20 protein-coding genes are annotated in these 21,602 nt (G+C 63.5%); 13 read left to right on the top strand and 7 right to left on the bottom strand.

What is annotated here, in order from left to right:
• Nucleotides 1-42: 42 nt before the first annotated feature.
• Nucleotides 43-1,464 (bottom strand): 16S rRNA (cytosine(967)-C(5))-methyltransferase RsmB, encoded by a 1,422-nt coding sequence (gene rsmB / locus CNX70_RS04835; RefSeq protein ID WP_096233780.1) that lies wholly within the window; start codon nt 1,462-1,464, stop codon nt 43-45.
• A gap of 376 nt (nt 1,465-1,840) precedes the next feature.
• Here rsmB and argS point away from each other — a divergent pair, with 376 nt between their 5' ends.
• From argS to CNX70_RS04795, 7 genes are all read left to right on the top strand, one after another.
• Nucleotides 1,841-3,562, top strand: coding sequence for an arginine--tRNA ligase (argS, locus tag CNX70_RS04825; protein WP_096233778.1), 1,722 nt, complete (start codon nt 1,841-1,843; stop codon nt 3,560-3,562).
• Between the two features lie 82 nt (nt 3,563-3,644).
• The gene (locus CNX70_RS04820) at nt 3,645-4,277 is read left to right on the top strand and encodes an SPOR domain-containing protein (RefSeq protein WP_096233777.1); all 633 of its coding nucleotides are present in this window, start codon (nt 3,645-3,647) and stop codon (nt 4,275-4,277) included.
• A 9-nt stretch (nt 4,278-4,286) separates the two neighbouring features.
• On the top strand, nt 4,287-4,958 hold the full coding sequence (locus CNX70_RS04815) for a thiol:disulfide interchange protein DsbA/DsbL (protein WP_096233776.1): 672 nt from the start codon (nt 4,287-4,289) through the stop codon (nt 4,956-4,958).
• A 37-nt stretch (nt 4,959-4,995) separates the two neighbouring features.
• On the top strand, nt 4,996-5,769 hold the full coding sequence (locus CNX70_RS04810) for an SDR family oxidoreductase (protein ID WP_096233775.1): 774 nt from the start codon (nt 4,996-4,998) through the stop codon (nt 5,767-5,769).
• A 10-nt stretch (nt 5,770-5,779) separates the two neighbouring features.
• Nucleotides 5,780-6,577 (top strand): biotin--[acetyl-CoA-carboxylase] ligase, encoded by a 798-nt coding sequence (locus CNX70_RS04805; RefSeq protein ID WP_096233774.1) that lies wholly within the window; start codon nt 5,780-5,782, stop codon nt 6,575-6,577.
• Between the two features lie 4 nt (nt 6,578-6,581).
• The gene (locus tag CNX70_RS04800; protein WP_096233773.1) at nt 6,582-7,340 is read left to right on the top strand and encodes a type III pantothenate kinase; all 759 of its coding nucleotides are present in this window, start codon (nt 6,582-6,584) and stop codon (nt 7,338-7,340) included.
• On the top strand, nt 7,334-8,020 hold the full coding sequence (locus CNX70_RS04795; protein ID WP_096233772.1) for an SPOR domain-containing protein: 687 nt from the start codon (nt 7,334-7,336) through the stop codon (nt 8,018-8,020). The genes CNX70_RS04800 and CNX70_RS04795 overlap by 7 nt, the downstream gene beginning before the upstream one ends.
• A 51-nt stretch (nt 8,021-8,071) precedes the next feature.
• Here the strand turns inward: CNX70_RS04795 and CNX70_RS04790 are convergent, their stop codons facing one another.
• From CNX70_RS04790 to CNX70_RS04765, 6 genes are all read right to left on the bottom strand, one after another.
• Nucleotides 8,072-9,106, bottom strand: coding sequence for a septal ring lytic transglycosylase RlpA family protein (locus tag CNX70_RS04790; RefSeq protein ID WP_096233771.1), 1,035 nt, complete (start codon nt 9,104-9,106; stop codon nt 8,072-8,074).
• Nucleotides 9,106-10,221: a rod shape-determining protein RodA gene (gene rodA / locus CNX70_RS04785; protein ID WP_096233770.1), complete on the bottom strand. Its 1,116-nt coding sequence runs from the start codon at nt 10,219-10,221 to the stop codon at nt 9,106-9,108. Before rodA ends, CNX70_RS04790 begins: the two co-directional genes overlap by 1 nt.
• Before the next feature lie 9 nt (nt 10,222-10,230).
• Nucleotides 10,231-12,201, bottom strand: coding sequence for a penicillin-binding protein 2 (mrdA, locus tag CNX70_RS04780; RefSeq protein ID WP_096233769.1), 1,971 nt, complete (start codon nt 12,199-12,201; stop codon nt 10,231-10,233).
• Between the two features lie 12 nt (nt 12,202-12,213).
• Nucleotides 12,214-12,726: a rod shape-determining protein MreD gene (gene mreD / locus CNX70_RS04775; protein WP_071079524.1), complete on the bottom strand. Its 513-nt coding sequence runs from the start codon at nt 12,724-12,726 to the stop codon at nt 12,214-12,216.
• On the bottom strand, nt 12,723-13,790 hold the full coding sequence (gene mreC, locus CNX70_RS04770; protein ID WP_096233768.1) for a rod shape-determining protein MreC: 1,068 nt from the start codon (nt 13,788-13,790) through the stop codon (nt 12,723-12,725). Before mreC ends, mreD begins: the two co-directional genes overlap by 4 nt.
• A gap of 97 nt (nt 13,791-13,887) precedes the next feature.
• A complete protein-coding gene (locus tag CNX70_RS04765) occupies nt 13,888-14,931 on the bottom strand; it encodes a rod shape-determining protein (RefSeq protein WP_010393186.1) in 1,044 nt (347 codons plus the stop codon).
• Between the two features lie 351 nt (nt 14,932-15,282).
• On the opposite strand from CNX70_RS04765, the gene gatC reads away from it, so the two are divergent.
• The 6 genes from gatC to CNX70_RS04735 all read left to right on the top strand — a co-directional run bounded on the left by gatC (nt 15,283) and on the right by CNX70_RS04735 (nt 21,590).
• Entirely contained in the window at nt 15,283-15,585 is a 303-nt protein-coding gene (gene gatC / locus CNX70_RS04760; protein WP_096233767.1) for an Asp-tRNA(Asn)/Glu-tRNA(Gln) amidotransferase subunit GatC, read from the top strand.
• A gap of 53 nt (nt 15,586-15,638) precedes the next feature.
• Entirely contained in the window at nt 15,639-17,123 is a 1,485-nt protein-coding gene (gene gatA, locus CNX70_RS04755; RefSeq protein ID WP_096233766.1) for an Asp-tRNA(Asn)/Glu-tRNA(Gln) amidotransferase subunit GatA, read from the top strand.
• A 51-nt stretch (nt 17,124-17,174) separates the two neighbouring features.
• Nucleotides 17,175-18,635, top strand: coding sequence for an Asp-tRNA(Asn)/Glu-tRNA(Gln) amidotransferase subunit GatB (gene gatB / locus CNX70_RS04750; protein WP_096233765.1), 1,461 nt, complete (start codon nt 17,175-17,177; stop codon nt 18,633-18,635).
• A gap of 192 nt (nt 18,636-18,827) precedes the next feature.
• Entirely contained in the window at nt 18,828-19,211 is a 384-nt protein-coding gene (locus CNX70_RS04745) for a BlaI/MecI/CopY family transcriptional regulator (protein ID WP_096233764.1), read from the top strand.
• Entirely contained in the window at nt 19,208-20,455 is a 1,248-nt protein-coding gene (locus CNX70_RS04740; protein WP_096233763.1) for a M56 family metallopeptidase, read from the top strand. The genes CNX70_RS04745 and CNX70_RS04740 overlap by 4 nt, the downstream gene beginning before the upstream one ends.
• Nucleotides 20,456-20,552: 97 nt before the next feature.
• Nucleotides 20,553-21,590 (top strand): oxidoreductase, encoded by a 1,038-nt coding sequence (locus CNX70_RS04735; protein ID WP_096233762.1) that lies wholly within the window; start codon nt 20,553-20,555, stop codon nt 21,588-21,590.
• Nucleotides 21,591-21,602 lie beyond the last annotated feature (12 nt).

Genomic DNA, 21,602 nt, shown 5'->3' with positions numbered 1-21,602 from the left:
AGTGTGCCGGTGGTGTCCGTAGGAAAAGGTTCGACGAATCGCTCAAGCCGCATTTTTTTGGAATAGCGCATAGAACAAACCGTCATGGTCCTGCTCCGCGCTGCCAGTCGGCAACAGCTGGCCAGGCGCTGTCAATCGGGTCGCATTATTGCGCACCGCAAATGCCGCCGCCTGTGCCTCGGATTCTTGCGGCCACAATGAACATGTCACGAACAGCAATTTACCATCGGGGCGCAGCATCTGCCACAGGTTGTCCAGAATTTTGGAGGAAAGTGTTGCAAGTTGGAACGCATCGCCCTTGCGGCGCAACCAGCGAATGTCCGGATGGCGACGCACGATGCCCGAAGCCGTGCACGGCACGTCGGCCAGGATACGGTCGTACTGCTGGCCGTCCCACCACGCGCTCGATTGCGCATCCTGCGCCTTCAGGGTGGCGTCCAGGCCCAGGCGTTCGAGGTTTTCCGCGATGCGCGGCAGGCGCTTGGCGTCCGCATCGATGGCCGTCACGTGCACGTCGGCCAGTTCCAGGATGTGGCAGGTCTTGCCGCCGGGCGCCGCGCAGGCGTCCAGCACGCGCATGCCGTCTTGCAAGTCCAGCAGCGGTGCGGCCAGTTGCGCGCCGGCATCCTGCACGGAGACGACGCCCTGCTCGAAGCCGGGAATCAGCGCCACGCCGATGGGTTTGTCCAGCCGTACGGCAAACGGTCCCACCTGGCGCGCGGCGATACCCGCCTCGTCCAGCACGGCAAGGTACGCCTCAACCGTGCTCTTGCGGCGATTCACGCGCAGGGTCAATGGCGGCACGGCATTGCCGGCCGTCAGAATGGCTTGCCAGTCGCGCGGGTAAGCCAGGCGCAGTGTATCGATCCACCATTGCGGATAATTCCATTGCGCCAAAGGTTGCTGCAGGGCCGCTTCCAGCAAGGACTTTCGCTCGCGCAAGAAACGTCGCAACACGGCATTCACCATGCCCTTGGCATGCGCCAGGTCAGGGTGCGAGGTGGCCACCGTGACAGCCTGGTCGACAACGGTAAATTCTTCGTAGGGCTGTTCGCCCGGCTCGGCCGACATCAGCGACAGCGCGCAGCACAGCAGCGCGGCCAGCATCGGCGGCTCGGGCGCCTTCGACGTCATCAGGCCGACCAGGGTTTCGCTGCGGCCCAGCTGGCGCATGGTGCGGTAGGAAATATCCTGGATGGCGCCGCGTGCCTGCGGGCTGGCGTTCGATTGCGCAAACACCTTGGCCAGCGCCTGCGGCAGGGCCGTGCCCGTGCGCACTTGCGCCACGGCATTGGCGGCGCCCAGCAGGCAAAACGCCAGCGAGTCGGCGCGCAAATCGGGTTGGAAGCCTGGCTGCAAGACCGGTTTCAGGTCGGGATGGTAGCTGGGACGCAATTTCGGTGCGGCAGGGGCCTGGCCTGGCGCCGGCTTGGTTTTCAATTTCAGCGTGGGGCGCTTGTTCATAGTTATCCGGTGTGGCTGCGCGCGGTGGGCTGCATGGTAGCAAAGTCGCGGCCGCGCGTTATCAATAAAGGGTCGATTGTAGCGTTTGTGGCGCCCTCTGGCCCAAGCGATTGCAGCGATACCTGTAAATTGCGGAAAAAAACTGCATATATACAAGCAGAATGCGCCATGCTGATGTTTTCATGCACCAACATGAGCATGTTGTCCTGATAATATCGTGAAATGCGCCGGCACGGGGACCTTGCTGGCAAGCGTATTGTTCCCGCCGGCAAACCAGTATAATTGACGCAGTCTGGGCGGCTTGGGTACTGGCCGTCCGTTTTGCTTTTTGATTCATTCTATTCATTCTTAACGCGGTTCCACCGCCATCCTGCTCATGCTCGCCCAACAGAAACAAGAAATCATCGCCCTGTTCCAGGCCGCCCTCGCTCCCGTCCTGGCCGGCACTACGCTTGAGCCATCCGTGGTGCTCGAGCGACCACGCGACGCATCGCATGGCGACGTCGCCTGCAACATCGCCATGCAACTGGCCAAGCAGCTGAAACAGAATCCGCGCGAACTGGCGCAAACCATCGTCACAGCCGTGCTGGCCAACCCGGCCGGCAAGGGCCTGGTCGAGGCAGTGGAAATCGCCGGTCCCGGCTTCATCAACGTGCGCGTGTCAAACGCCGCCAAGCAAGCCGTGGTGAAAACCATCTTGAGCGAGGCCGACAGCTATGGCCGCAGCACGGCAGGCGCCGGCAAGCAGGTCATCCTCGAATTCGTCTCGGCCAACCCGACCGGCCCGCTGCACGTGGGTCACGGCCGCCAGGCGGCGCTGGGCGACGCCCTGTCGTCGCTGTTCGATGCGCAAGGCTACAAAGTCACGCGCGAGTTTTACTATAACGACGCGGGCGTGCAGATCCAGACCCTGGCCAATTCCGTGCAGGCGCGCGCGCGCGGCTTCAAGCCGGGCGACGCCGAATGGCCGGAACCAGCCTACAACGGCGACTACATCGCCGACATCGCCAACGACTTCAAGGCCGGCAAGACGGTCTCGGCCAGCGATGGCTTGCCCGCCACGGCGAATGGCAACATCGACGACATCGATTCGATCCGCCCGTTTGCCGTCACCTACCTGCGCAACGAGCAGGACATCGACTTGCAGGCGTTCGGCGTGAAGTTCGATAATTACTACCTGGAGTCCTCGCTGTACGCGGACGGCAAGGTCAACAGCGCCGTGGAAACCTTGATCAAGGCGGGCCACACCTACGAGCAGGATGGCGCGCTGTGGCTGCGTACCACCGACTTCGGCGACGACAAGGACCGCGTGATGCGCAAGACGGACGGCACCTACACGTATTTCGTGCCGGACGTGGCGTATCACCTGGTGAAATGGCAGCGCGGCTTCGTGCAGGCCATCAATATCCAGGGCAGCGACCACCACGGCACCATCGCGCGCGTGCGCGCCGGCCTGCAAGCGGTCGACATGGGCATCCCGCAAGGCTACCCCGACTACGTGCTGCACAAGATGGTCACCGTCATGAAGGACGGCGAAGAAGTCAAGATTTCGAAGCGCGCCGGCTCCTACGTGACCGTGCGCGACCTGATCGAATGGTCGGGCGGCGGCGACATCGCCAAGGGCCGCGACGCCGTGCGCTTCTTCCTGATCTCACGCAAGGCCGACACGGAATTCGTCTTCGACGTCGACGTGGCGCTGAAAACCACCGATGAAAACCCGGTGTATTACGTGCAGTACGCGCATGCGCGCATCTGCCGCATCCTGGAAAACTGGGGCGGCGATGCAAGCATTTTCAACAACGTCGACTTGTCTCCCGATTTGTCTCCGTTAACGGCACCGACCGAAGCGACCCTGCTGGCGACCCTGGCCGCCTACCCGGAAACGCTGGCGCGCGCGCAAGCGGAACTGGGACCGCATCAAGTCGCCTTCTACCTGCGCGACCTGGCCGCCAATCTGCACAGCTTCTACTTCGCCGAAAAAGTGCTGGTCGAGGACGACGCCGTCAAGATGGCCCGCCTGGCCCTCGTCATCGCCGCGCGCCAGGTGCTGCGCAACGGCCTGGCACTGATCGGCGTATCCGCGCCAAACAAAATGTAATCGCGAAGGTCTAACCGTCAATGAGTCACGCTTCCCCCACGCTTCCCGCTTCTCTTCGACCCGGCGCCAGCAGGGCAACACGCTGGTCGGCATCATCATCGGCCTGGTCATCGGCCTGGGCATCGCCGTGGTGGTCGCCCTGGTGATCACCAAGGGCGCCTCGCCCTTCACCGACAAGTCGGGCAAGGCTGGCAAGTCGGCCGAACCGACGGCCGGGCAGATCGCCGATCCGAACAAGCCGATGTACGGCAACAAGGAAGCGGCCAAGGAAGCGGCGCGCGACTTCTCCAAGGAGCCGCGCGAGATCGTCGCGCCGACGCAGCCTGCTGCGCCGGCACCCGCTCCCGCGCAGCAGCCGAAGGCACCGCCGCCGGACGCGTTGCAGGAACTCATCGGTACATTGAAGGACAAGCCGGCGCCGAAAACGCCGGCGGCAGCAGCGCCAGCGCCGCAAGCCAAAGCCGATGCCGCCAGCGACAAATGGATTTATTATCTGCAGGCCGGCGCCTTCCATGACATGTCGGACGCCGAAAGCACGCGCGGCAAACTGGCGCTGCTGGGCTTCGAAGCGGCCATCAGCGACCGCAGTACCGATGCCGGCGTGCTGCACCGCGTGCGCATCGGGCCGTTCAACCAGCTCGAAGCGATGAACCGCGCGCGCACCAAACTGTCTGAAAACGGTATCGATGTGGCCGTCGTCCGCAACCAAAAATAAGGAACCAGCATGCGCTTTCTGAAGAAAATCCTGTTCGCCGCCGCCCTGTGCACTGCCGCCCTGGGCGCATCGGCCTCGCCGGCCGAGCCGAAGAATGGCGTCGAATACGACACCCTGGCCACGCCGCAGGTGACGGAAGCAGGCAAGAAAATCGAAGTGACGGAATTTTTTGCGTATTACTGCCCGCATTGCAACGTACTCGAACCGCAACTGGCGGCCTGGGTCAAGAAACAGGGCGACAACATCGTCTTCAAGCGCGTGCACGTGTCGCGCGATGACAGCGTGACGCCGCAGCAGCGTTTGTTCTTCACCCTGCAAGCCATGGGCCTGCTCGACAAGCTGCACACCAGCGTCTTCCACGCCATGCACGTGGAGCGCAACCGCCTGGCCACCGACGACGCCGTATTCGACTTCGTCGCCAAGCAGGGCGTGGACCGCCAGAAGTTCATCGACACCTACCGTTCGATGGGCGTCTCGGCCCGCGTGCGCCGTGCGGACGCCATGATGCAGGGCTATAACGTGACGTTCTGGCCCATGATCGCCATCGACGGCCGCTACATCACCTCGCCTTCGCAAGCCGATCAGGGCAGCAAGTCAGCCAAGAACGAAGAGCAGCTGAACGCCCAGGCACTGACCGTGATGGACGTGCTGCTTGCGAAAGCCAAAGCGGAAAAGAAATAAGCATGGCCACTTCCCTGGCGCGCCCGGGCATCGCCTGATGCACAGCGTGCTTTACAGCGTATTCATCACGGGCGCGTCGAGCGGATTGGGCGCTGCCCTGGCGCTGCAGTACGCGCGCCAGGGCGCCCATTTGGGCTTGCTGGCACGCCGCGGCGAGACCCTGCAGCAACTGATCGCGTCCCTGCCCCACCCTGAACGCCACCGCGCCTACGCCGTCGATGTGTGCGACCATGCCGCCCTGAAAAGCGCGGCGCAGGACTTCATCGCCCATGCCGGGCATATCGACGTCGTCATCGCCAGCGCCGGCGTGTCGTACGGTACCCTGAGCGAACACGCGGAAGACCTCGACGCCTTCGCGCGTTTGATGGCGATCAACGTCACGGCCACCGTCGCCACCTTCGCGCCCTTCATCGCCGCCATGAAAAGCCAGGGCAGCGGACGCCTGGTGGGCATCGGCAGCGTGGCGGGCATACGCGGCCTGCCCGGCGCCGAAGCCTACAGCGCATCGAAGGCGGCCGTCATCAGCTACTGCGAATCGCTGCGCCTGGAATTGAAACCGGCCGGCATCAAGGTCGTCACCATCACGCCCGGCTACATCGACACGCCGATGACGCGCCACAACGCCTACCGCATGCCCTTCCTGATGCCGGCCGAAAAATTCGCCGTGCGCGCCGCGCGCGCCATCGCCGACGGCGACAGCTACCGCGTGATCCCGTGGCAGATGGGCCTCGTCGCCAAGCTGCTGCGCGCGCTACCGAATGCCATCTACGACCGGGTCTTCGCGAATGCGCCGCACAAGGCGCGCAACTGAACTGATCACCATGACGAAGCACTCAGACTTGAACAGCGCGGCCATCGCCGCCCATTGCGCCACGGGCGCCTCCCACGTGGCCATCGAAGTGGTCGACGAAACGGGATCGACCAACGCCGACCTGCTGGCGCGCTGCGCCACCCTGGCCGGCCCCACCCTGCGCATCGCCGGCCAGCAGACGGCCGGCCGCGGGCGGGCCGGGCGGCCGTGGGTGTCGCAGGCGGACGCCAGCCTGATGTTCTCGCTGGCCTGGCGCTTCAAGGGGCCGCTGCATCAGCTGGTCGGCCTGCCGCTGGCCGTCGGCGTGGCGCTGGCCGAAAGCATGACGGCGCTGGGCGTGCCGGTGCAACTGAAATGGCCGAACGACCTGCTCAAGGATGGCCATAAACTGGCCGGCATCCTCGTCGAGACGCAGCAGGCGCCCGAGGGCAACGGCGTGTGGGCCGTGATCGGCTGCGGCATCAATTTGCTGATGCCCGATGCGCTGGAACGGCAGATTGGCCGCAGCGTTTCGGCCGTGCCGTGGTTGGCGCAGATGGAGCGCAATACCCTGGTGGCGGCGCTCCTGAGCCGCCTGGCCGGCGTGCTGGCCGAATTCAACGACACGGGTTTTACGCCATTTGCCGAACGCTGGAACGCACTGCACGCGTGGCAGGGCCTGCACGTGAAAATCCTCGACAGCGGCCAGCTGCTGCAGCAAGGCGTGGCGGCTGGCGTGGACCACCTGGGCCGCCTGCTGCTGCGCACCGATGGCGGCCTGCAGGAAATCATGTCAGGCGACGTGTCCTTGCGCCTGAGCGGGGAGTAAGCGCATGCTACTGCTGATAGACGCCGGCAATACGCGCATCAAATGGGCACTCGTGGCCGCCGATGGTGCCGTCGGCGGCTGGCTGGCCAGCGGCGCCGTCACGCATGCGCAGCTCGACACCCTGGCGGCGCAATGGGAGAAACTCGCCATCAGCGAAGTGCTGCTGTCGAACGTGGCGGGCAGCGTCATCGGCATGCGCCTGCGCGCCATGCTGCCGGTAGCACCCTGTGACTTTGTCTCGCTGCCGCAGTTGGCCGGACTGAGGAATGGCTACCGCGCGCCGTCGCAACTGGGCTGCGACCGTTTTGCCGCCGCCATCGGCGCGCATGCACTGGCGCCTGGCCAGTCGCTCATCGTCGCCAATTGCGGCACCGCCACCACCATCGACGCCATCACGGCCGATGGCGTTTTCCTCGGCGGGATGATCTTGCCGGGACTGGGATTGATGGCCAGCTCGCTGGCGCGCAACACGGCGCAGCTGCCGCAAATCGCCGGCGACGCCATGCTGCCGGCCGGCTTTGCCGACAACACGGACGACGCGATTTTGAGTGGCTGCCTGGCGGCCCAGGCAGGCGCCATCGAACGGGCCGTGCGCATGCACGGCGCCAGTGCCTGTTTATTGTCCGGCGGCGCCGCGCTGCGTATCGCACCGGCCCTGGCACTGCCGGTACCGCTGCATCTGGTGGACAATATCGTCATGCTCGGCCTGCAGGCATCCGCACGCGCCGACGCGGCAGGAACACAAGGAAACCACGTATGCTGAAATTCGTCTTCTGGCTGCTGGCCGGCGTCAACCTGCTGGTCCTGGCCATCGGCCAGGGCTATCTGGGCAGTTTTCGCACGGAGACGCGCGAACCGGCGCGCCTGAATAACCAGCTGCAGGCGAATAAACTCACCTTGCTGACGCAGGAGCAGGCCACGGCGCCGGCCGCCGACGAGGCCGCGACGCCGGCGGCGGCCGTACCTGCGGCGCCGCCATCGTATGCCTGCACGGAAGTGGGCAATTTCCTGCTGGCTGACGGACGCCGCTTTGAAGCGCAAGTGGCAGCGCTGGAGCTGGGCGATCGCCAGTCGCGCCGCAACTTGGCCGGCCAGGACATTTCCAGCTACATGGTGTACATCCCGCCGCAGGGCAGCAAGGAAGGTGCCGACCGCAAGGCCGGCGAGTTGAAGCAGCTGGGCGTGACGAATTACTTCATCATGAACGAAAGCAGCCCCCTGCGCTGGGGCATTTCACTGGGCGTATTCAAGTCGGAAACCAGCGCGCAAAGCCAGCTGGCATCGCTCAACAAACAGGGCGTGCACAGCGCCCGCGTCGCGCCACGTTACAGCGCCAGCAAGCAGATGGCTTACCAGTTCCGCGACCTCGACGCCGCCACGCGCGCGCGGCTGGAGAAAATCAAAACGCAGTTCCCGGAGCAGGAACTGCGCTCCTGTAAATGACACATGACAATCGCGTCGGATTACGGCGATTGCGCCTAATTCGACCTACGCTTATCTTTCGATGACGATGGGCTTGATGCCCGTCGACTCAGGCAAATTCGCCGCCGCCCGCGCCGCCTCGGCACGGCTGGAGAACGGTCCGCCATACAGGCGGAACAGGTTACCGGCTTGCACCACCCCAAGCGTACCCAGGGCTGCCGCGTATGGCGCCAGGCGCGACCGCCCCGTTTCCGCATTGTCGGCGCGCGAGTAGGCACCCAGCTGCAAATAATAGCCGCTGCTCAAAGCGGCCGGCGCTGGCGCGGCCACCGTGGCATCCATCTGCGTCGACACTTCCGGCTGCACCACGGCGCCCGTCTCGGGCGGTGTATCGATGGAAATGGCCACCACGGAAGGCACCGGCTTCGGCGCTGCGCGGGCAGCCAGAATGGCATCGATATCGGCCGGCAGCAGCCGTTCCACGACCACCTGGTGGCTGCCCTTGCCCAGGAAGCCCAGTTTCAGCGCCGCCGTGTAGGACACGTCGATCACGCGCGTGGCGTGGAAGGGACCACGATCATTGACGCGCACGATCACCTGTTCGCCGCTGTCGATGCTCGTCACGCGCGCATACGACGGAATCGGTAAGGTGGGGTGGGCCGCCGTCATCTTGTACATGTCGTAGATCTCACCCGACGAAGTGCGCTGGCCATGGAATTTCTTGCCATACCAGGTGCCCGTGCCCTTCTGCTTGAATGGTTCGTTGTCGGTGATCGGCGTGTACGTCTTGCCGAAGACGACATACGGGCGATTCGAGCGCGTCGAATACGGCTCGTTGCGCACTTCCGCATCGGGCACGTCGCGCAGGTTGGCCGGCGGATTCTCGCCCGGGCCGTCATCCTTGTAGTAGCCGCCGCGCCCGGAGCCGGCCGCCGGCAACGCCGGCAAGGTGGGGTCCTGGCGCACGGGGGACTTGACCTTGCCGCCTGACGGCAGCGGCACGTTAGTCGATGCGGGCTTGTGCGGCGTGGTGCCGCAGGCGGCCAGGGTCAGCAGAACGGCCAGGCCCAATCCGCGCATGGCGACGGTATCGACAGGCGCGCGCATCAGGTCTGCACCAGCTTGCGATGGCGCTGGATGCTCATCAGGATACCAGTGGCCACGCCCAGGGTCAGCAGCGCGGTGCCGCCATAGCTGAGGAAAGGCAGGGGAACACCGACCACCGGCACGATGCCGCTGACCATGCCCATGTTGACAAACGCATACGTAAAGAAAATCATTGTTATCGCTCCTGCCAGCAGGCGAGTGAAAAAACTGGGGGCGTTGGCGGCGATCATCATGCCCCGTCCCACCAGCAGCAAATACATCAGCATCAGGATCAAGTTACCGACCAGTCCGAATTCCTCGGAATATACGGCAAAAATAAAATCGGTCGTGCGCTCCGGGACAAATTCCAGGTGGGCCTGGGTGCCGTGCGTCCAGCCCTTGCCCGTCATGCCGCCGGAACCGATGGCGATGATGGACTGGATGATATGGAAGCCCTTGCCCAGCGGGTCCTTGGTCGGGTCGATCAGCATCATCACGCGGTCGCGCTGGTAATCATGCAGATGCGACCAGGCGATCGGCAAGCAGGCAACAAAGGTGATCAGCAAGCCGGCCAGCACCTTCCACGACAGGCCCGCCAGGAAGATGACGGTGAAGCCAGCCGCCACCACCAGCAGCGCCGTGCCCAAGTCGGGCTGGCGTGCGATCAGGTAGACGGGTGCCAGCAACAGCACGGCCGCCATCAGGAACGATTTCCAGCGCAGGGCGCCCGCATTGTGCTGGAAGAACCAGGCCAGCATCAGGGGCGTGGCGATCTTCAGGAACTCGGAGGGCTGGATGTCGATCACGCCGATATGCAGCCAGCGCCGCGCGCCCAGCTTGATGGTGCCGAACAGTGCCACGGCCACCAGCAGTATCACCGATATCGTATACGCCGGCACGGCGATGCGCATCATCATCTGCGGCGTGATGTTGGCCGCCACCCACATGACGAAAAAGCACAGCAGGATGTTGCGCAGGTGGTCCTCGATCTTGCCGGGGATGCCGATGCTGGCCGAATACAGGGTCAGCAGGCTGGTGCTGAGCAGCATCAGGATGATGATCATCAGCGGCGGATCGAACACCGCCAGATAGGGTTTGGCGCGCCGCCACAGCGAGCGCCTCTCGTTAATGGGCATGTGCTTCCTTTATTGCCTGGCAGGCGGCGCCGGGGCGGCCTGCTCGTCAGTGATTTCTTCCAGGGTGCGCACTTCGTCGACATCTTCCTTGGGCACCTTGGTGGTGTCCTTTTCCTTGTCGCTCGGGCGCTTGCCCAGCAGGTAGTAGTCGAGCGCCTTGCGCGCAATCGGCGCAGCCACGCCGGCACCAAAGCCCGCGTTTTCCACCACGATGGCAATCGCGATGCGCGGCTTGTCGGCCGGCGCGAAGGCCGTAAACAAGGCATTGTCGCGCAAGCGTTCGGCCAGCAGCTTGGCATTGTACTTCTCGTTTTTCTTGATGCCCACCACCTGCGCCGTCCCCGTCTTGCCGCCTACCGTGTACTGCACACCGGCGAAGATGCGCGCGGCCGTGCCGCCCTGCTCGCTGGTCACGCCCACCATGGCGCGCTTGATGACGTCGATGTTTTCCTGCTTGAGCGGAATGCGGTAGCTTTCCTTCGGTACCGTCAGGGTGCGCGCGCGCGTGGCGGCGTCTTCGATGATCTTCACCAGATGCGGCTTCATCACCACGCCGTTATTGGCCAGGTTGGCCGTCGCGTGGGCGATCTGCAGCGGCGTATACGAGTTGTAGCCGGAGCCGTTACTCACCGAAATCGTGTCGCCACCCACCCATTTTTTCTGCTGCGGCGTCTTGAAGCGGTTGCGCTTCCATTCCATCGACGGCAGCACGCCCGTCTTTTCATTATTCAGGTCGATGCCCGTCAGCTGGCCGAAACCGAACGGCTTCATGAAGTCGTGGATGGCATCGATGCCCATGTCGCGGCCCAGCTGATAGTAATACGTGTTGCACGAGACGACGATGGACTTGTGCATGTCGACCGTGCCATGGCCGCCCACCTTGTCGTCGCGGAAGGTGTGGCCGCCCAGGATGAAGAATCCGGGATCGGAAATCGACTGGCTCGGCGTGCGCTTGCCCAGTTCGAGTGCGGCCAGTGCCATGAAGGGCTTGAAGGTCGAGCCGGGCGCATAAGTACCGGACAGGGGCCGGTTGACCATCGGCCGGTCCAGCGAGGTATTGAGTTCATTCCAGCTTTGCTGGTCGATGCCGTCGACGAACAGGTTCGGGTCGTAGCCGGGCTTGGAGACGTAGGCCAGGATATCGCCCGTGGCCGGGTCGATCGCCACGGCCGCGCCGCGCCATTCGCCGAACGCTTCCTCGACCACTTTTTGCAGTTCGATGTCGATCGACAGGATCAGGTTGTTGCCAGGGGTGGCCGCCGTGCGCGACAGGGTGCGCATGGCGCGTCCGCCGGCCGACACTTCCACTTCTTCGTAGCCGGTGGTGCCGTGCAACTGCTTCTCGTAGCTTTTTTCCAGGCCTTCCTTGCCGATATGGTCGGTGCCGTTGTAGTTGGCCGCGTCCTCGCCCTCATCGAGCGCCTTGGCTTCATTGCGGTTGATGCGGCCGATGAAACCCACCACATGCGAGGCGATTTCGCCCATCGGATACTGGCGGAACAATCGCGCCTGCACCTCGACGCCGGGGAAGCGGAAGCGCTGCGCCGTGAAACGCGCCACTTCCTCGTCCGTCAGGCGCGTGCGCAGCGGCACGCTGACGAAGTTCTTCGAGTCTTCCAGCAGCTTCTTGAAGCGGCGGCGGTCCTTGATGTCGATCTGCACCAGGGTCGACAGCTCGTCGATCACCGAATCGAGGCTGGCACTCAATTTCGATGGCGTGATTTCCAGCGTATAGGCCGAGTAATTGCGCGCCAAGACCACGCCGTTACGGTCGAGGATCAGGCCGCGCGTGGGCACGATGGGCACCACGGCGATGCGGTTGTCTTCGGCCTTGGTCGCGTAGTCCTCGTGCTTGATCACCTGCAGCCAGATGAAGCGCGCCAGCAGCAGCGAAAAGCAGACGAAGACGAGCGCGCCCAGGATGGTCAGGCGCATGCGGAAAAAATGCAGCTCGCGCTCGGTATTTTTCAGTTCAGTCATGGCAGGCGCCCGTCAAATCGGCCGGTTATGGTCGCGGTCCACGGCGCGGCGCTGTGGCGCCAGCAAGACCCACGTGACGAAGGGCCACAGGGCCACGGCGACGAAGCTCTCGATGAAATTGAGCCAGCCGGGGAAACGGCCCGAGACGATCAGGCGCGTCAGCAATTGCAGCGCCTGCGTCAGCAGCAGCAGCGGCAGCACATGCAGCGCCTGCGTCAGGATGGGGAACCACAGCACGCGGCGATGCATCATGATGGCGAAGTAGGACAGCAAGGTGTAGGCCAGCGCATTCTCGCCCAGCAGGGTCGAGTCGTGCACATCCATCATCAAACCCATGAAGAACGCCACGCCGATGCCGACCTTGCGCGGCTGGTGGATGCCCCAGAAGACCAGCACCAGGGCGACGAAATCGGGCACGCCGACGAACTGCCCCCATGGCAGCAGGTTCAGCAGAAAAGCGCACAGCAGGGAAAAGCCGATGAACAGGGGGCTGACCGGCAGCAGGATGTAATGCGGGCGGTTCATCGTGTCGCTTCCTTCGGTGGCACGGCGGCAGGTATTGTGGCAGCGGCCGGCGTCGCCGGTTTCGGAACCGGGCTTGCGGGCGGCTTAGCGGCCGGTGTGGCGGGCGCGGTGGCCGGCGCGGGCGCTGCCCCGGCGGCGGCCGGCTCCTTGGCAGGGTCCTTGATCGGCGCCATCTTGCCGGCGATCTTGCGGCCCGTCTTGACGTCTTCGACTGGCGGACGCGCCGGGATCTCCGGCGACGTCATCAAGATGAGCAGTTGGGTGTTGCGTTCGATGCCGGCCAGCGGCTGGCACACGACGCGGCCAAACGGGCCATGCGCATTACGCTCGACCAGGGTCACGCGCGCCACGGCCAGGCCGGCCGGATACAGGCCGTCGAGGCCAGAGGTAATGACGATGTCGCCGATCTGGATGTCGGCGGTGGGCGCCGTAAAGCGCAGCTCCATGGTGCCGGACTTGCCGCGGCCGATGGCCACGCTGCGCACCCCATTGCGCAGCAGCTGCACGGGAATGGCCTGTTCTTCATCGGTCAGCAAGGTCACTTCCGAGGTGAACGGGAACACGCGCGTGACTTGTCCCACCACGCCCAGGTTGTCGATCACGGGGCGGCCCAGTTCGACGCCATTCTGAATGCCCCGGTCCAGCACGATCTTGCGCGTGGCCGAATCGCGCGTGTCATACAGGACTTCAGCCATCATGGTCTTCACGGGAACGCGCTCGCGCGCTTCCATCAGTTTGCGCAAATGGTTGTTCTCAACGATATTGAGCTGCGCCTGCTGCATGATCTGCGCCGAGGCGATTTGTTCGTGCTTCAGGTCGCGCACCTGTTTTTCCAGGGAGGACAGCGAAGAAAAGTAGTTGCCGACGCCAAGCGCCACATCGCGCGGCACCAGGGCCGCCATCTGCACCGGATACAGCACGGTACCGACTGCCTGACGCACGGCCGTCAAGGCGTGCATGCGCGAATCGACCAGCAACAGGGCGATAGAAATTCCGGCGAACACCATCATCTTGACGCGGGCGGAGGCGCCTTGTTTGAAAAGTGGCGGAGGACTGTATTCCATGACATCCAATAATCAGGCGCGGTGCGCCAACGTGCAGGCCCCGGTCGAACGCCGGTGCCAAAAAAAGGCCGGAGTGATTTCCGGCCCTTCTGTCAGATTATTCGTAGGAGAAGATCGAGCCGAGCTTGTCCATACGTTCCAGTGCCATCCCGGAACCGCGCACCACGCAGGTGAGCGGGTCCTCGGCCACCAGCACCGGCAGGCCGGTTTCCTCCATCAGCAGGCGGTCCAGGTCGCGCAGCAGTGCGCCGCCGCCCGTCAGCATCATGCCTTTTTCGGCGATGTCGGCGCCCAGTTCCGGCGGCGTCTGTTCCAGCGCGTTCTTCACGGCCGAGACGATGTTGTTCAGCGGATCGGTCAGCGCTTCGAGAATCTCGTTACTGGAAATGGTGAACGAGCGCGGGATGCCTTCGGACAGGTTGCGGCCCTTGACTTCCATTTCCTTCACTTCCGAACCCGGGAAAGCCGAACCGATGGCCTTCTTGATGGCTTCGGCCGTTTGTTCGCCGATCAGCATGCCGTAGTTGCGGCGGATGTAGTTGACGATGGCTTCATCGAACTTGTCGCCACCCACGCGCACGGAACCCTTGTAGACCATGCCGCCCAGCGAGATGATGCCCACTTCCGTGGTGCCGCCGCCGATGTCGACCACCATCGAGCCGGTCGCTTCCGATACCGGCAAGCCGGCGCCAATGGCGGCCGCCATCGGTTCTTCGATCAGGTACACCTGCGAAGCGCCGGCTCCCAGGGCCGATTCGCGGATCGCGCGGCGCTCGACCTGGGTCGAACCGCACGGCACGCAAATGATGATGCGCGGCGAAGGACGGAAGAATTTCGAGTCGTGCACCATGCGGATGAACTGCTTGAGCATCTGTTCGGTCACGGTAAAGTCAGCGATCACGCCATCTTTCATCGGACGGATCGCTTCGATATTGCCCGGCACCTTGCCCAGCATCTGCTTGGCTTCCTTGCCGACTGCCTGAATGGTCTTCTTGCCATTCGGACCGCCTTCCTGGCGGATGGCGACGACGGACGGTTCGTCCAGGACGATACCGAGGCCGCGCACATAAATAAGGGTGTTGGCCGTGCCCAAGTCAATGGCCAGATCGGTGGAGATATACCTGCGTAAAAAACCAAACATGAGTGTCCTGTAGCGCATCGAGCTGCGCAAAAGCTGTTTATGGGGAGTTTCAAAGCGGGCGCTTTCAGGCACCCTGAAAATCCATGAAGGCGATTTTTCCGGGTTTCGCTTGGCGCTTGCGCAATCTTTTCTATGCTGCGGCAGCGGTCCATCAGCGCCGGCAACGCATTAACCCGCCATTCTACCTTATAATTTGAATGCGATTTGCTCAAAAACCATGGAAAAGTGCGACTCTTGCAGCCGCGAGTTACGCGGCATTCCCCGGCTTTTGTGAGCAAAAAAGCAGTAAATATTCGCGTTTTATCGAAACGCCAACTTAATACTAATGCGCGGCACTCCGCGCCATTCGCCATGTCCCTGACACTCTCCGACGTAAAACGCATCGCCCACCTGGCACAACTCGAAATGGCCGACGATCAGGCCGTCACGTCCCTGGCCCAATTGAACAAGATTTTTGCCCTGGCGGAACAAATGCAAGCCGTCAATACCGATGGTGTGGCCCCCCTGAGCCACCCGCTGGCTGCCCACATGGACAATATCGCCCTGCGCCTGCGCGAAGACATCGCTACCGAAACAAATCACCGCGACGCCTACCAGGCCGTGGCGCCGAAAGTCCAGGATGGTCTGTATCTCGTGCCCAAGGTTATCGAATAAACACGCCGTTGCGCCGTTCCCGCCTTCTTGCCGAATATCAAAATAGAAACGCCATGCATACAAAATCCATCAAACAGCTGTCCACGCTCTTGCAGAACAAGGAAATTTCCGCCGTTGCGCTGGCGACGCATTTCCTCGACCGCATCGCAGCGGACAACTCGAATGCCTTCCTGCACGTCGACCGTGCCCTGACCCTGGCGCAAGCTGCCGAGGCCGACGCGCGCATCGCCGCTGGCACGGCCACGCCGTTGACGGGCGTGCCGATCGCGCACAAGGACCTGTTCGTCACTCAAGGCTGGCGCACCACGGCCGGCTCGAAAATGCTGGCCAACTACGCCAGCCCGTTTGACGCCACCGTGGTGGAAAAATTCCGGGCAGCCGGCATGGTCACCCTGGGCAAGGTCAATTGCGATGAATTCGCCATGGGTTCCGGCAATGAGAACTCGGCCTTCGGCGCCGTACAGAACCCGTGGGACAAGAACGCCGTACCGGGAGGCTCGTCGGGCGGCTCGGCTGCCGCCGTCGCCGCCGGCCTCACGCCAGCGGCCACCGGCACCGACACGGGCGGCTCGATCCGCCAGCCAGCCGCTTTCTGCGGCATCACCGGCATCAAGCCGACGTATGGCCGCGTCTCGCGCTTCGGCATGATCGCCTTTGCCTCGTCGCTGGACCAGGGCGGCCCGATGGCGCGCTCGGCCGAAGACTGCGCCCTGCTGCTCACCGCCATGGCCGGCTTCGACGAGCGCGACTCGACCAGCCTGTCGCCGGAACAGGGCGGCGTGGCGGAAGATTTTTCACGTGAACTGGGCCAGCCGTTGACGGGCTTGCGCATCGGCGTGCCGCGCGAGTACTTCGGCGAGGGCTTGGCCAAGGACGTGGAAGCGGCCGTGCGCGGCGCGCTGGCCCAGTATGAAAAGCTGGGCGCCACCCTGGTCGACATCTCGCTGCCCAACACCGCCCTGTCGATTCCCGCCTACTACATGATCGCGCCGGCCGAAGCGTCGTCGAACCTGTCGCGCTATGACGGCGTGCGCTACGGCCACCGCGCCGCCGAGTACAAGGACTTGCAGGACATGTACAAGAAGTCGCGCGCGCAGGGCTTCGGCCCGGAAGTGCAGCGCCGCATCATGGTCGGCACCTATGTGCTGTGCCACGGCTACTACGACGCCTACTATCTGAAGGCGCAAAAGATCCGCCGCCTGATCGCGCAGGATTTCGATGCCGTATTAAATGGCCCGAACGCCGTCTGCGACGTCATCATGGGCCCCGTCGCGCCGACCGTCGCCTGGGACCTGGGCGACAAGACGGACGACCCGGTGGCGAACTACCTGGCCGACATCTACACCCTGTCGACCAGCCTGGCCGGCCTGCCCGGCATGTCGATTCCATGCGGCTTTGGCACTGGCGAGAAAAACAGCAAGCGCCCTGTCGGCCTGCAAATCATCGGCAACTATTTTGGCGAAGCCAAGCTGCTGAACGTGGCCCACCAGTTCCAGCAAGTGACGGACTGGCATACGCGCACTCCTGCCGGCATCTAACTATATATTTGCGCCGCTTTGCCGGCGCCACCAGAAAAAAGCGAGAACACTATGCAATGGGAAGTCGTCATCGGTCTTGAGAATCACGTGCAGCTCACGACCGAATCCAAAATTTTCAGCGGTTCGCCGATCAAGTACGGCGCCGACGCCAACACGCAAGCGAGCCCCGTCGACCTGGCCCTGCCAGGCGTGCTGCCCGTCATGAACAAGCAAGCCGTCGAGCGCGCGATCCGTTTTGGTTTGGCCGTGGGTGCCACCGTGGCGCCGCACTCGGTCTTCGCCCGTAAAAACTATTTTTATCCCGATTCGCCCAAGGGCTACCAGATCAGCCAGTTCGAAGACCCCGTCGTCATCGGCGGCGCCCTGACCTTCGGCTACGAAAAGGATGGCGAATTCGTCACCAAGACGGTGAACCTGACGCGCGCCCACCTGGAAGAAGACGCGGGTAAATCGCTGCATGAAGACTATGCGGGCATGAGCGGCATCGACTTGAACCGCGCCGGCACGCCGTTGCTGGAAATCGTCTCGGAACCGGAAATCCGCAGCGCCGCCGAAGCCGTGGCCTATGCCAAGGCGCTGCATTCGCTGGTCATGTGGCTGGGTGTTTGCGACGGCAACATGCAGGAAGGCTCGTTCCGCTGCGACGTCAACGTCTCCGTGCGCCCCGTCGGCCAGAAGGAATTCGGCACCCGCTGCGAAATCAAGAACCTGAACTCCTTCCGCTTCATCGAGGAAGCCGTGCACGTCGAAGTGCGCCGCCAGATCGAACTGATCGAAGACGGCGGCAAGGTCGTGCAAGCGACGCGTTTGTACGATCCGGACCGCAAGGAAACGCGCGAAATGCGCAGCAAGGAAGACGCGCAGGATTACCGCTACTTCCCGGACCCTGACCTGCCGCCGCTGGTCATCTCGCCAGAGTGGATCGCCACGGTCAAGGCCTCGATGCCGGAACTGCCGGCCGCCATGCGCGCGCGCTTCATCAGCGAATACGCGCTGCCCGACTACGATGCGCTGGTGCTGACGCAATCGAAAGCCATGGCCACCTATTTCGTCGCCGTGGTCGACAAGGCCGGCAAGGAAAACGCCAAGGCCGCCGCCAACTGGCTGATGGGCGACGTGTCGTCGACCCTGAACCGCGAAGGCGTGGACCTGGACGACGCCCCCGTCTCCGCCGCGCAGCTGGCAGCCATGCTCAAGCGCATCGCCGACGGCACGATTTCGAACAAGGCGGCCAAGGAAGTCTTTGCCGGCATGTGGGAAGCGAAATCGAACGACGAGCACCTGGTCGACGCCGTCATCGACGCCAAGGGCCTGAAGCAGATTTCGGATTCGGGCGCACTGGAAGCCATCGTCGACGAAGTGCTGGCAGCGAACGCCAAGTCGGTAGAGCAGTACCGCGCCGGCAAGGAAGCGGCCATCAACGCGCTGATCGGCCAGGCCATGAAGGCCTCCAAAGGCAAGGCCAATCCGGCCCAGCTGACGGAACTGTTGAAGGCCAAGCTGGCGGGATAATTCCCACGGCCCCCAAGGAAAAGACGCTGCGGCGTCTTTTTTTTTCGCTTGTACGCATCGTTTATAAACAGCCTTGTCTAGACTTTTCCTCTGCACTGAAGGGCATTTGCAGACCGCCTCAAATTAAAGTATACATTTTTGTCTACAAGGTTTAATCTAGCCATATTGAATTTCAGGCAAGAGGAAAACAGCATGACCAAGACGCACGACATCCCGAAACCGACTTCAGCCGAACTCGATCTGCTGCAAACACTGTGGCCGCTGGGCGCCGCCACGGCCAAGCAGGTGCACGAGGCGATGACGTTGACCAAGCCGGCCATCACGTATGGCACCGTGCTGCGCTTGATGCAGATCATGCACACCAAGGGCTTGCTGATCCGCGACGCAAGCCAGCGTTCGCACGTGTATGCGCCGGCACAGGCACAGGACAGCCTGCAGACGAATCTGCTCAAGGAGTTGATGCAGAAGGCCTTTGCCGGTTCGGCCAAGGCGCTGGTGCTGGCGGCGCTGCGCACGGGCGTGTCGCGCGCCGAACGCGAGGAAATTGAGAAAATGCTCAAGGACGATCAGTCATGAGCGGCTTCGTGCCAGCATTGGGCTGGACCCTGCTGCATTTCCTGTGGCAAGGCTTGCTGATCGGCTGCGCCACGGCGCTGGCACGGGCGGCCCTGCGCAATGCGCGTCCCGAGGCCCGCTACGCCGTCGGCTGCGGCGCCCTGCTGGCCTGCCTGGCATGGCCGGCAGCGGGCTTGTATTTGCGCCTGGCCGATGGCGATGCCACGGGTGCCATGTTCTCCAGCACCTTGCTGCCCGCCGCACTGCTCATGCCCACGACCTTGCCGGACCTGGACCTGCTTCTTCGCGCCGTCGTCGGCGTGTGGGCCCTGTGCGCCGCCGTGCTGGCCGTGCGCATGGCACTGGGCATGCTATGGATAGAGCGCAGCGCCAGAAACACAGGCGCCACACATGAACAACTGCAGACAAGGCTGTCGCGCATGGCGCAGGATGCCGGCGTGGCGCGGCCCGTGCGCCTGCGCGTACTCGACAACATCGCCAGTCCGCTCACGGCCGGCATCTGGCGCCCCATGGTGCTGGTGCCCGCAGCGCTGATCACCGGCATGCCGCCGCAGCTGCTCGATGCGCTGCTGGCGCACGAACTGGCGCACATACGGCGCCACGACTATCTGCTCAACCTGTTGCAAAACGCCATCGAGGCGCTGCTGTTCTTCCACCCTGCCGTCTGGTGGATTTCTCGCGGCGTGCGCCTCGAACGCGAACATATTGCAGATGATTTCGCAGCAAGACAACTGGGCGAACCGCGGCGTCTGGCTCTTGCACTCTCGGAACTGGAACGTCTCCAGTTCTCAACCCACCACCTGGCCCAGGCGGCCAACGGAGGAGATCTTATGTCACGTATCAAACGATTGCTGCGCCCTGCACCACAGCCCCTGAACTGGAAAGCGGCCGTGCCGCTGCTGGCCCTCGCCGGCGCCTGCCTCGGCATCTACGGCCAGGCCGTCGCCGCCGACAGTGCGCCGGTACTGGAGCGCCGTCCCATCATCGACTTTGGCGTCTGCGGCAAACCGGTCTACCCAGCCGCATCGCTGCAGGCGAAGGAAGAGGGCACGGTCAACATGTCCTTTGACGTCGATGCCGCCGGCAAGGTAACGAATTCGAGTGTGGTCAAAAGCAGCGGCCATCCGGCCCTCGACGAGGCGGCGCGCAGCGGCATTGCCAAGTGTACGTTCAAGCCTGCCCTCGCTGGCGGCAAGCCCGTCAGCGCCAGCGTCAAGGTGCAATACGTCTGGAGTCTGAAGTAATGTCTGGGCGGCGGCATCGTGGCAACATCGCAGCAGCGGTGCCGCCGCCCGCTTGCAGGTATGATCATGGATTCTTCCACGCACCTGTGAACCCGCCATGAACAAGATCAAGACCGGCCTCGTCGGCTACGGCTTTGCCGGCTCCACCTTCCACGCTCCCGTGCTGTCCACCATCGAGGCCCTGGAATTGACGGCCGTCGCCTCCAGCAAGCCCGAGCTCGTGCACAAGGATTGGCCGCACGCCACCGTGTATGCGGATGCGGCGCAGCTGTTTGCCGACCCATCCATCGAGCTGGTCGTCATCGCCGCGCCCAATGAGGCGCACTTCAGCCTGGCGCAAGCGGCCCTGCAAGCGGGCAAGCACGTGGTGGTCGACAAGCCCTTCACCATTTCCAGCGTTGAAGCACAGACCCTGATCACCCTGGCGCAAGAGCGCAAGCTGGTGCTCAGCGTGTATCACAACCGGCGCTGGGATGGCGACTTCCTGACCCTGAAAGCGCTGCTGGCGCAAGGCACCTTGGGGCGCATCGCCAGCGTCGAATCGCATTTCGACCGTTTCCGCCCCGAAATCCGCCAGCGCTGGCGCGAATCCGACGCACCCGGTGGCGGCCTGCTGTACGACCTGGGTCCGCACATGCTGGACCAGGCCATGCAGCTGTTCGGCCAGCCGGAAAAGCTGTACGCCGATATCGCCCTGCAGCGCGATGGCGCGCAAGCCGTCGACTATATGCACATCGTTTTGTACTACGACCAGCTGCGCGTGGTGCTGCAGGCCGGCTGCCTGGTAAAAGCGCCAACGGCGCGCTTTGCCGTGCATGGCGACAAGGGCAGTTTCGTGAAGTTCGGCCTCGATCCGCAGGAAGACGCCCTGAGGGCCGGCGGCAGGCCGGGCCAGCCCGGCTGGGGCGTGGACCCCGTGCGCGGCGCGCTGCACCTGGGCACGCAGCCGGACGGCCATTGTGAACACCTCGAGATGCAGGCCGGCCGCTACCAGGACTTTTACCAGGGCATGGCCGACGCCATCGGCCACGGCGCACCAGTGCCCGTGGCGGCCGTAGATGCGGCGGCAACGATACGCCTGATCGAACTGGCGCTGCAAAGCGCCGCCGAAGGGCGCGTACTCGCGGTCAGCTGATCGGGCTGCCGT

The organism is Janthinobacterium svalbardense (assembly GCF_002327145.1).
GTDB classification, from domain to species: Bacteria; Pseudomonadota; Gammaproteobacteria; order Burkholderiales; family Burkholderiaceae_D; genus Janthinobacterium; species Janthinobacterium tructae.
This window is presented reverse-complemented; position numbering and strand designations above follow the sequence as displayed.

Coding starts and splice junctions, on each gene's coding strand:
- rsmB (WP_096233780.1), bottom strand. CDS start 1,464: ATGAACAAGCGCCCCACGCTGAAATTGAAAACCAAGCCGGCGCCAGGC.
- argS (WP_096233778.1), top strand. CDS start 1,841: ATGCTCGCCCAACAGAAACAAGAAATCATCGCCCTGTTCCAGGCCGCC.
- CNX70_RS04815 (WP_096233776.1), top strand. CDS start 4,287: ATGCGCTTTCTGAAGAAAATCCTGTTCGCCGCCGCCCTGTGCACTGCC.
- CNX70_RS04810 (WP_096233775.1), top strand. CDS start 4,996: ATGCACAGCGTGCTTTACAGCGTATTCATCACGGGCGCGTCGAGCGGA.
- CNX70_RS04805 (WP_096233774.1), top strand. CDS start 5,780: ATGACGAAGCACTCAGACTTGAACAGCGCGGCCATCGCCGCCCATTGC.
- CNX70_RS04800 (WP_096233773.1), top strand. CDS start 6,582: ATGCTACTGCTGATAGACGCCGGCAATACGCGCATCAAATGGGCACTC.
- CNX70_RS04795 (WP_096233772.1), top strand. CDS start 7,334: ATGCTGAAATTCGTCTTCTGGCTGCTGGCCGGCGTCAACCTGCTGGTC.
- CNX70_RS04790 (WP_096233771.1), bottom strand. CDS start 9,106: ATGCGCGCGCCTGTCGATACCGTCGCCATGCGCGGATTGGGCCTGGCC.
- rodA (WP_096233770.1), bottom strand. CDS start 10,221: ATGCCCATTAACGAGAGGCGCTCGCTGTGGCGGCGCGCCAAACCCTAT.
- mrdA (WP_096233769.1), bottom strand. CDS start 12,201: ATGACTGAACTGAAAAATACCGAGCGCGAGCTGCATTTTTTCCGCATG.
- mreD (WP_071079524.1), bottom strand. CDS start 12,726: ATGAACCGCCCGCATTACATCCTGCTGCCGGTCAGCCCCCTGTTCATC.
- mreC (WP_096233768.1), bottom strand. CDS start 13,790: ATGGAATACAGTCCTCCGCCACTTTTCAAACAAGGCGCCTCCGCCCGC.
- CNX70_RS04765 (WP_010393186.1), bottom strand. CDS start 14,931: ATGTTTGGTTTTTTACGCAGGTATATCTCCACCGATCTGGCCATTGAC.
- gatC (WP_096233767.1), top strand. CDS start 15,283: ATGTCCCTGACACTCTCCGACGTAAAACGCATCGCCCACCTGGCACAA.
- gatA (WP_096233766.1), top strand. CDS start 15,639: ATGCATACAAAATCCATCAAACAGCTGTCCACGCTCTTGCAGAACAAG.
- gatB (WP_096233765.1), top strand. CDS start 17,175: ATGCAATGGGAAGTCGTCATCGGTCTTGAGAATCACGTGCAGCTCACG.
- CNX70_RS04745 (WP_096233764.1), top strand. CDS start 18,828: ATGACCAAGACGCACGACATCCCGAAACCGACTTCAGCCGAACTCGAT.
- CNX70_RS04740 (WP_096233763.1), top strand. CDS start 19,208: ATGAGCGGCTTCGTGCCAGCATTGGGCTGGACCCTGCTGCATTTCCTG.
- CNX70_RS04735 (WP_096233762.1), top strand. CDS start 20,553: ATGAACAAGATCAAGACCGGCCTCGTCGGCTACGGCTTTGCCGGCTCC.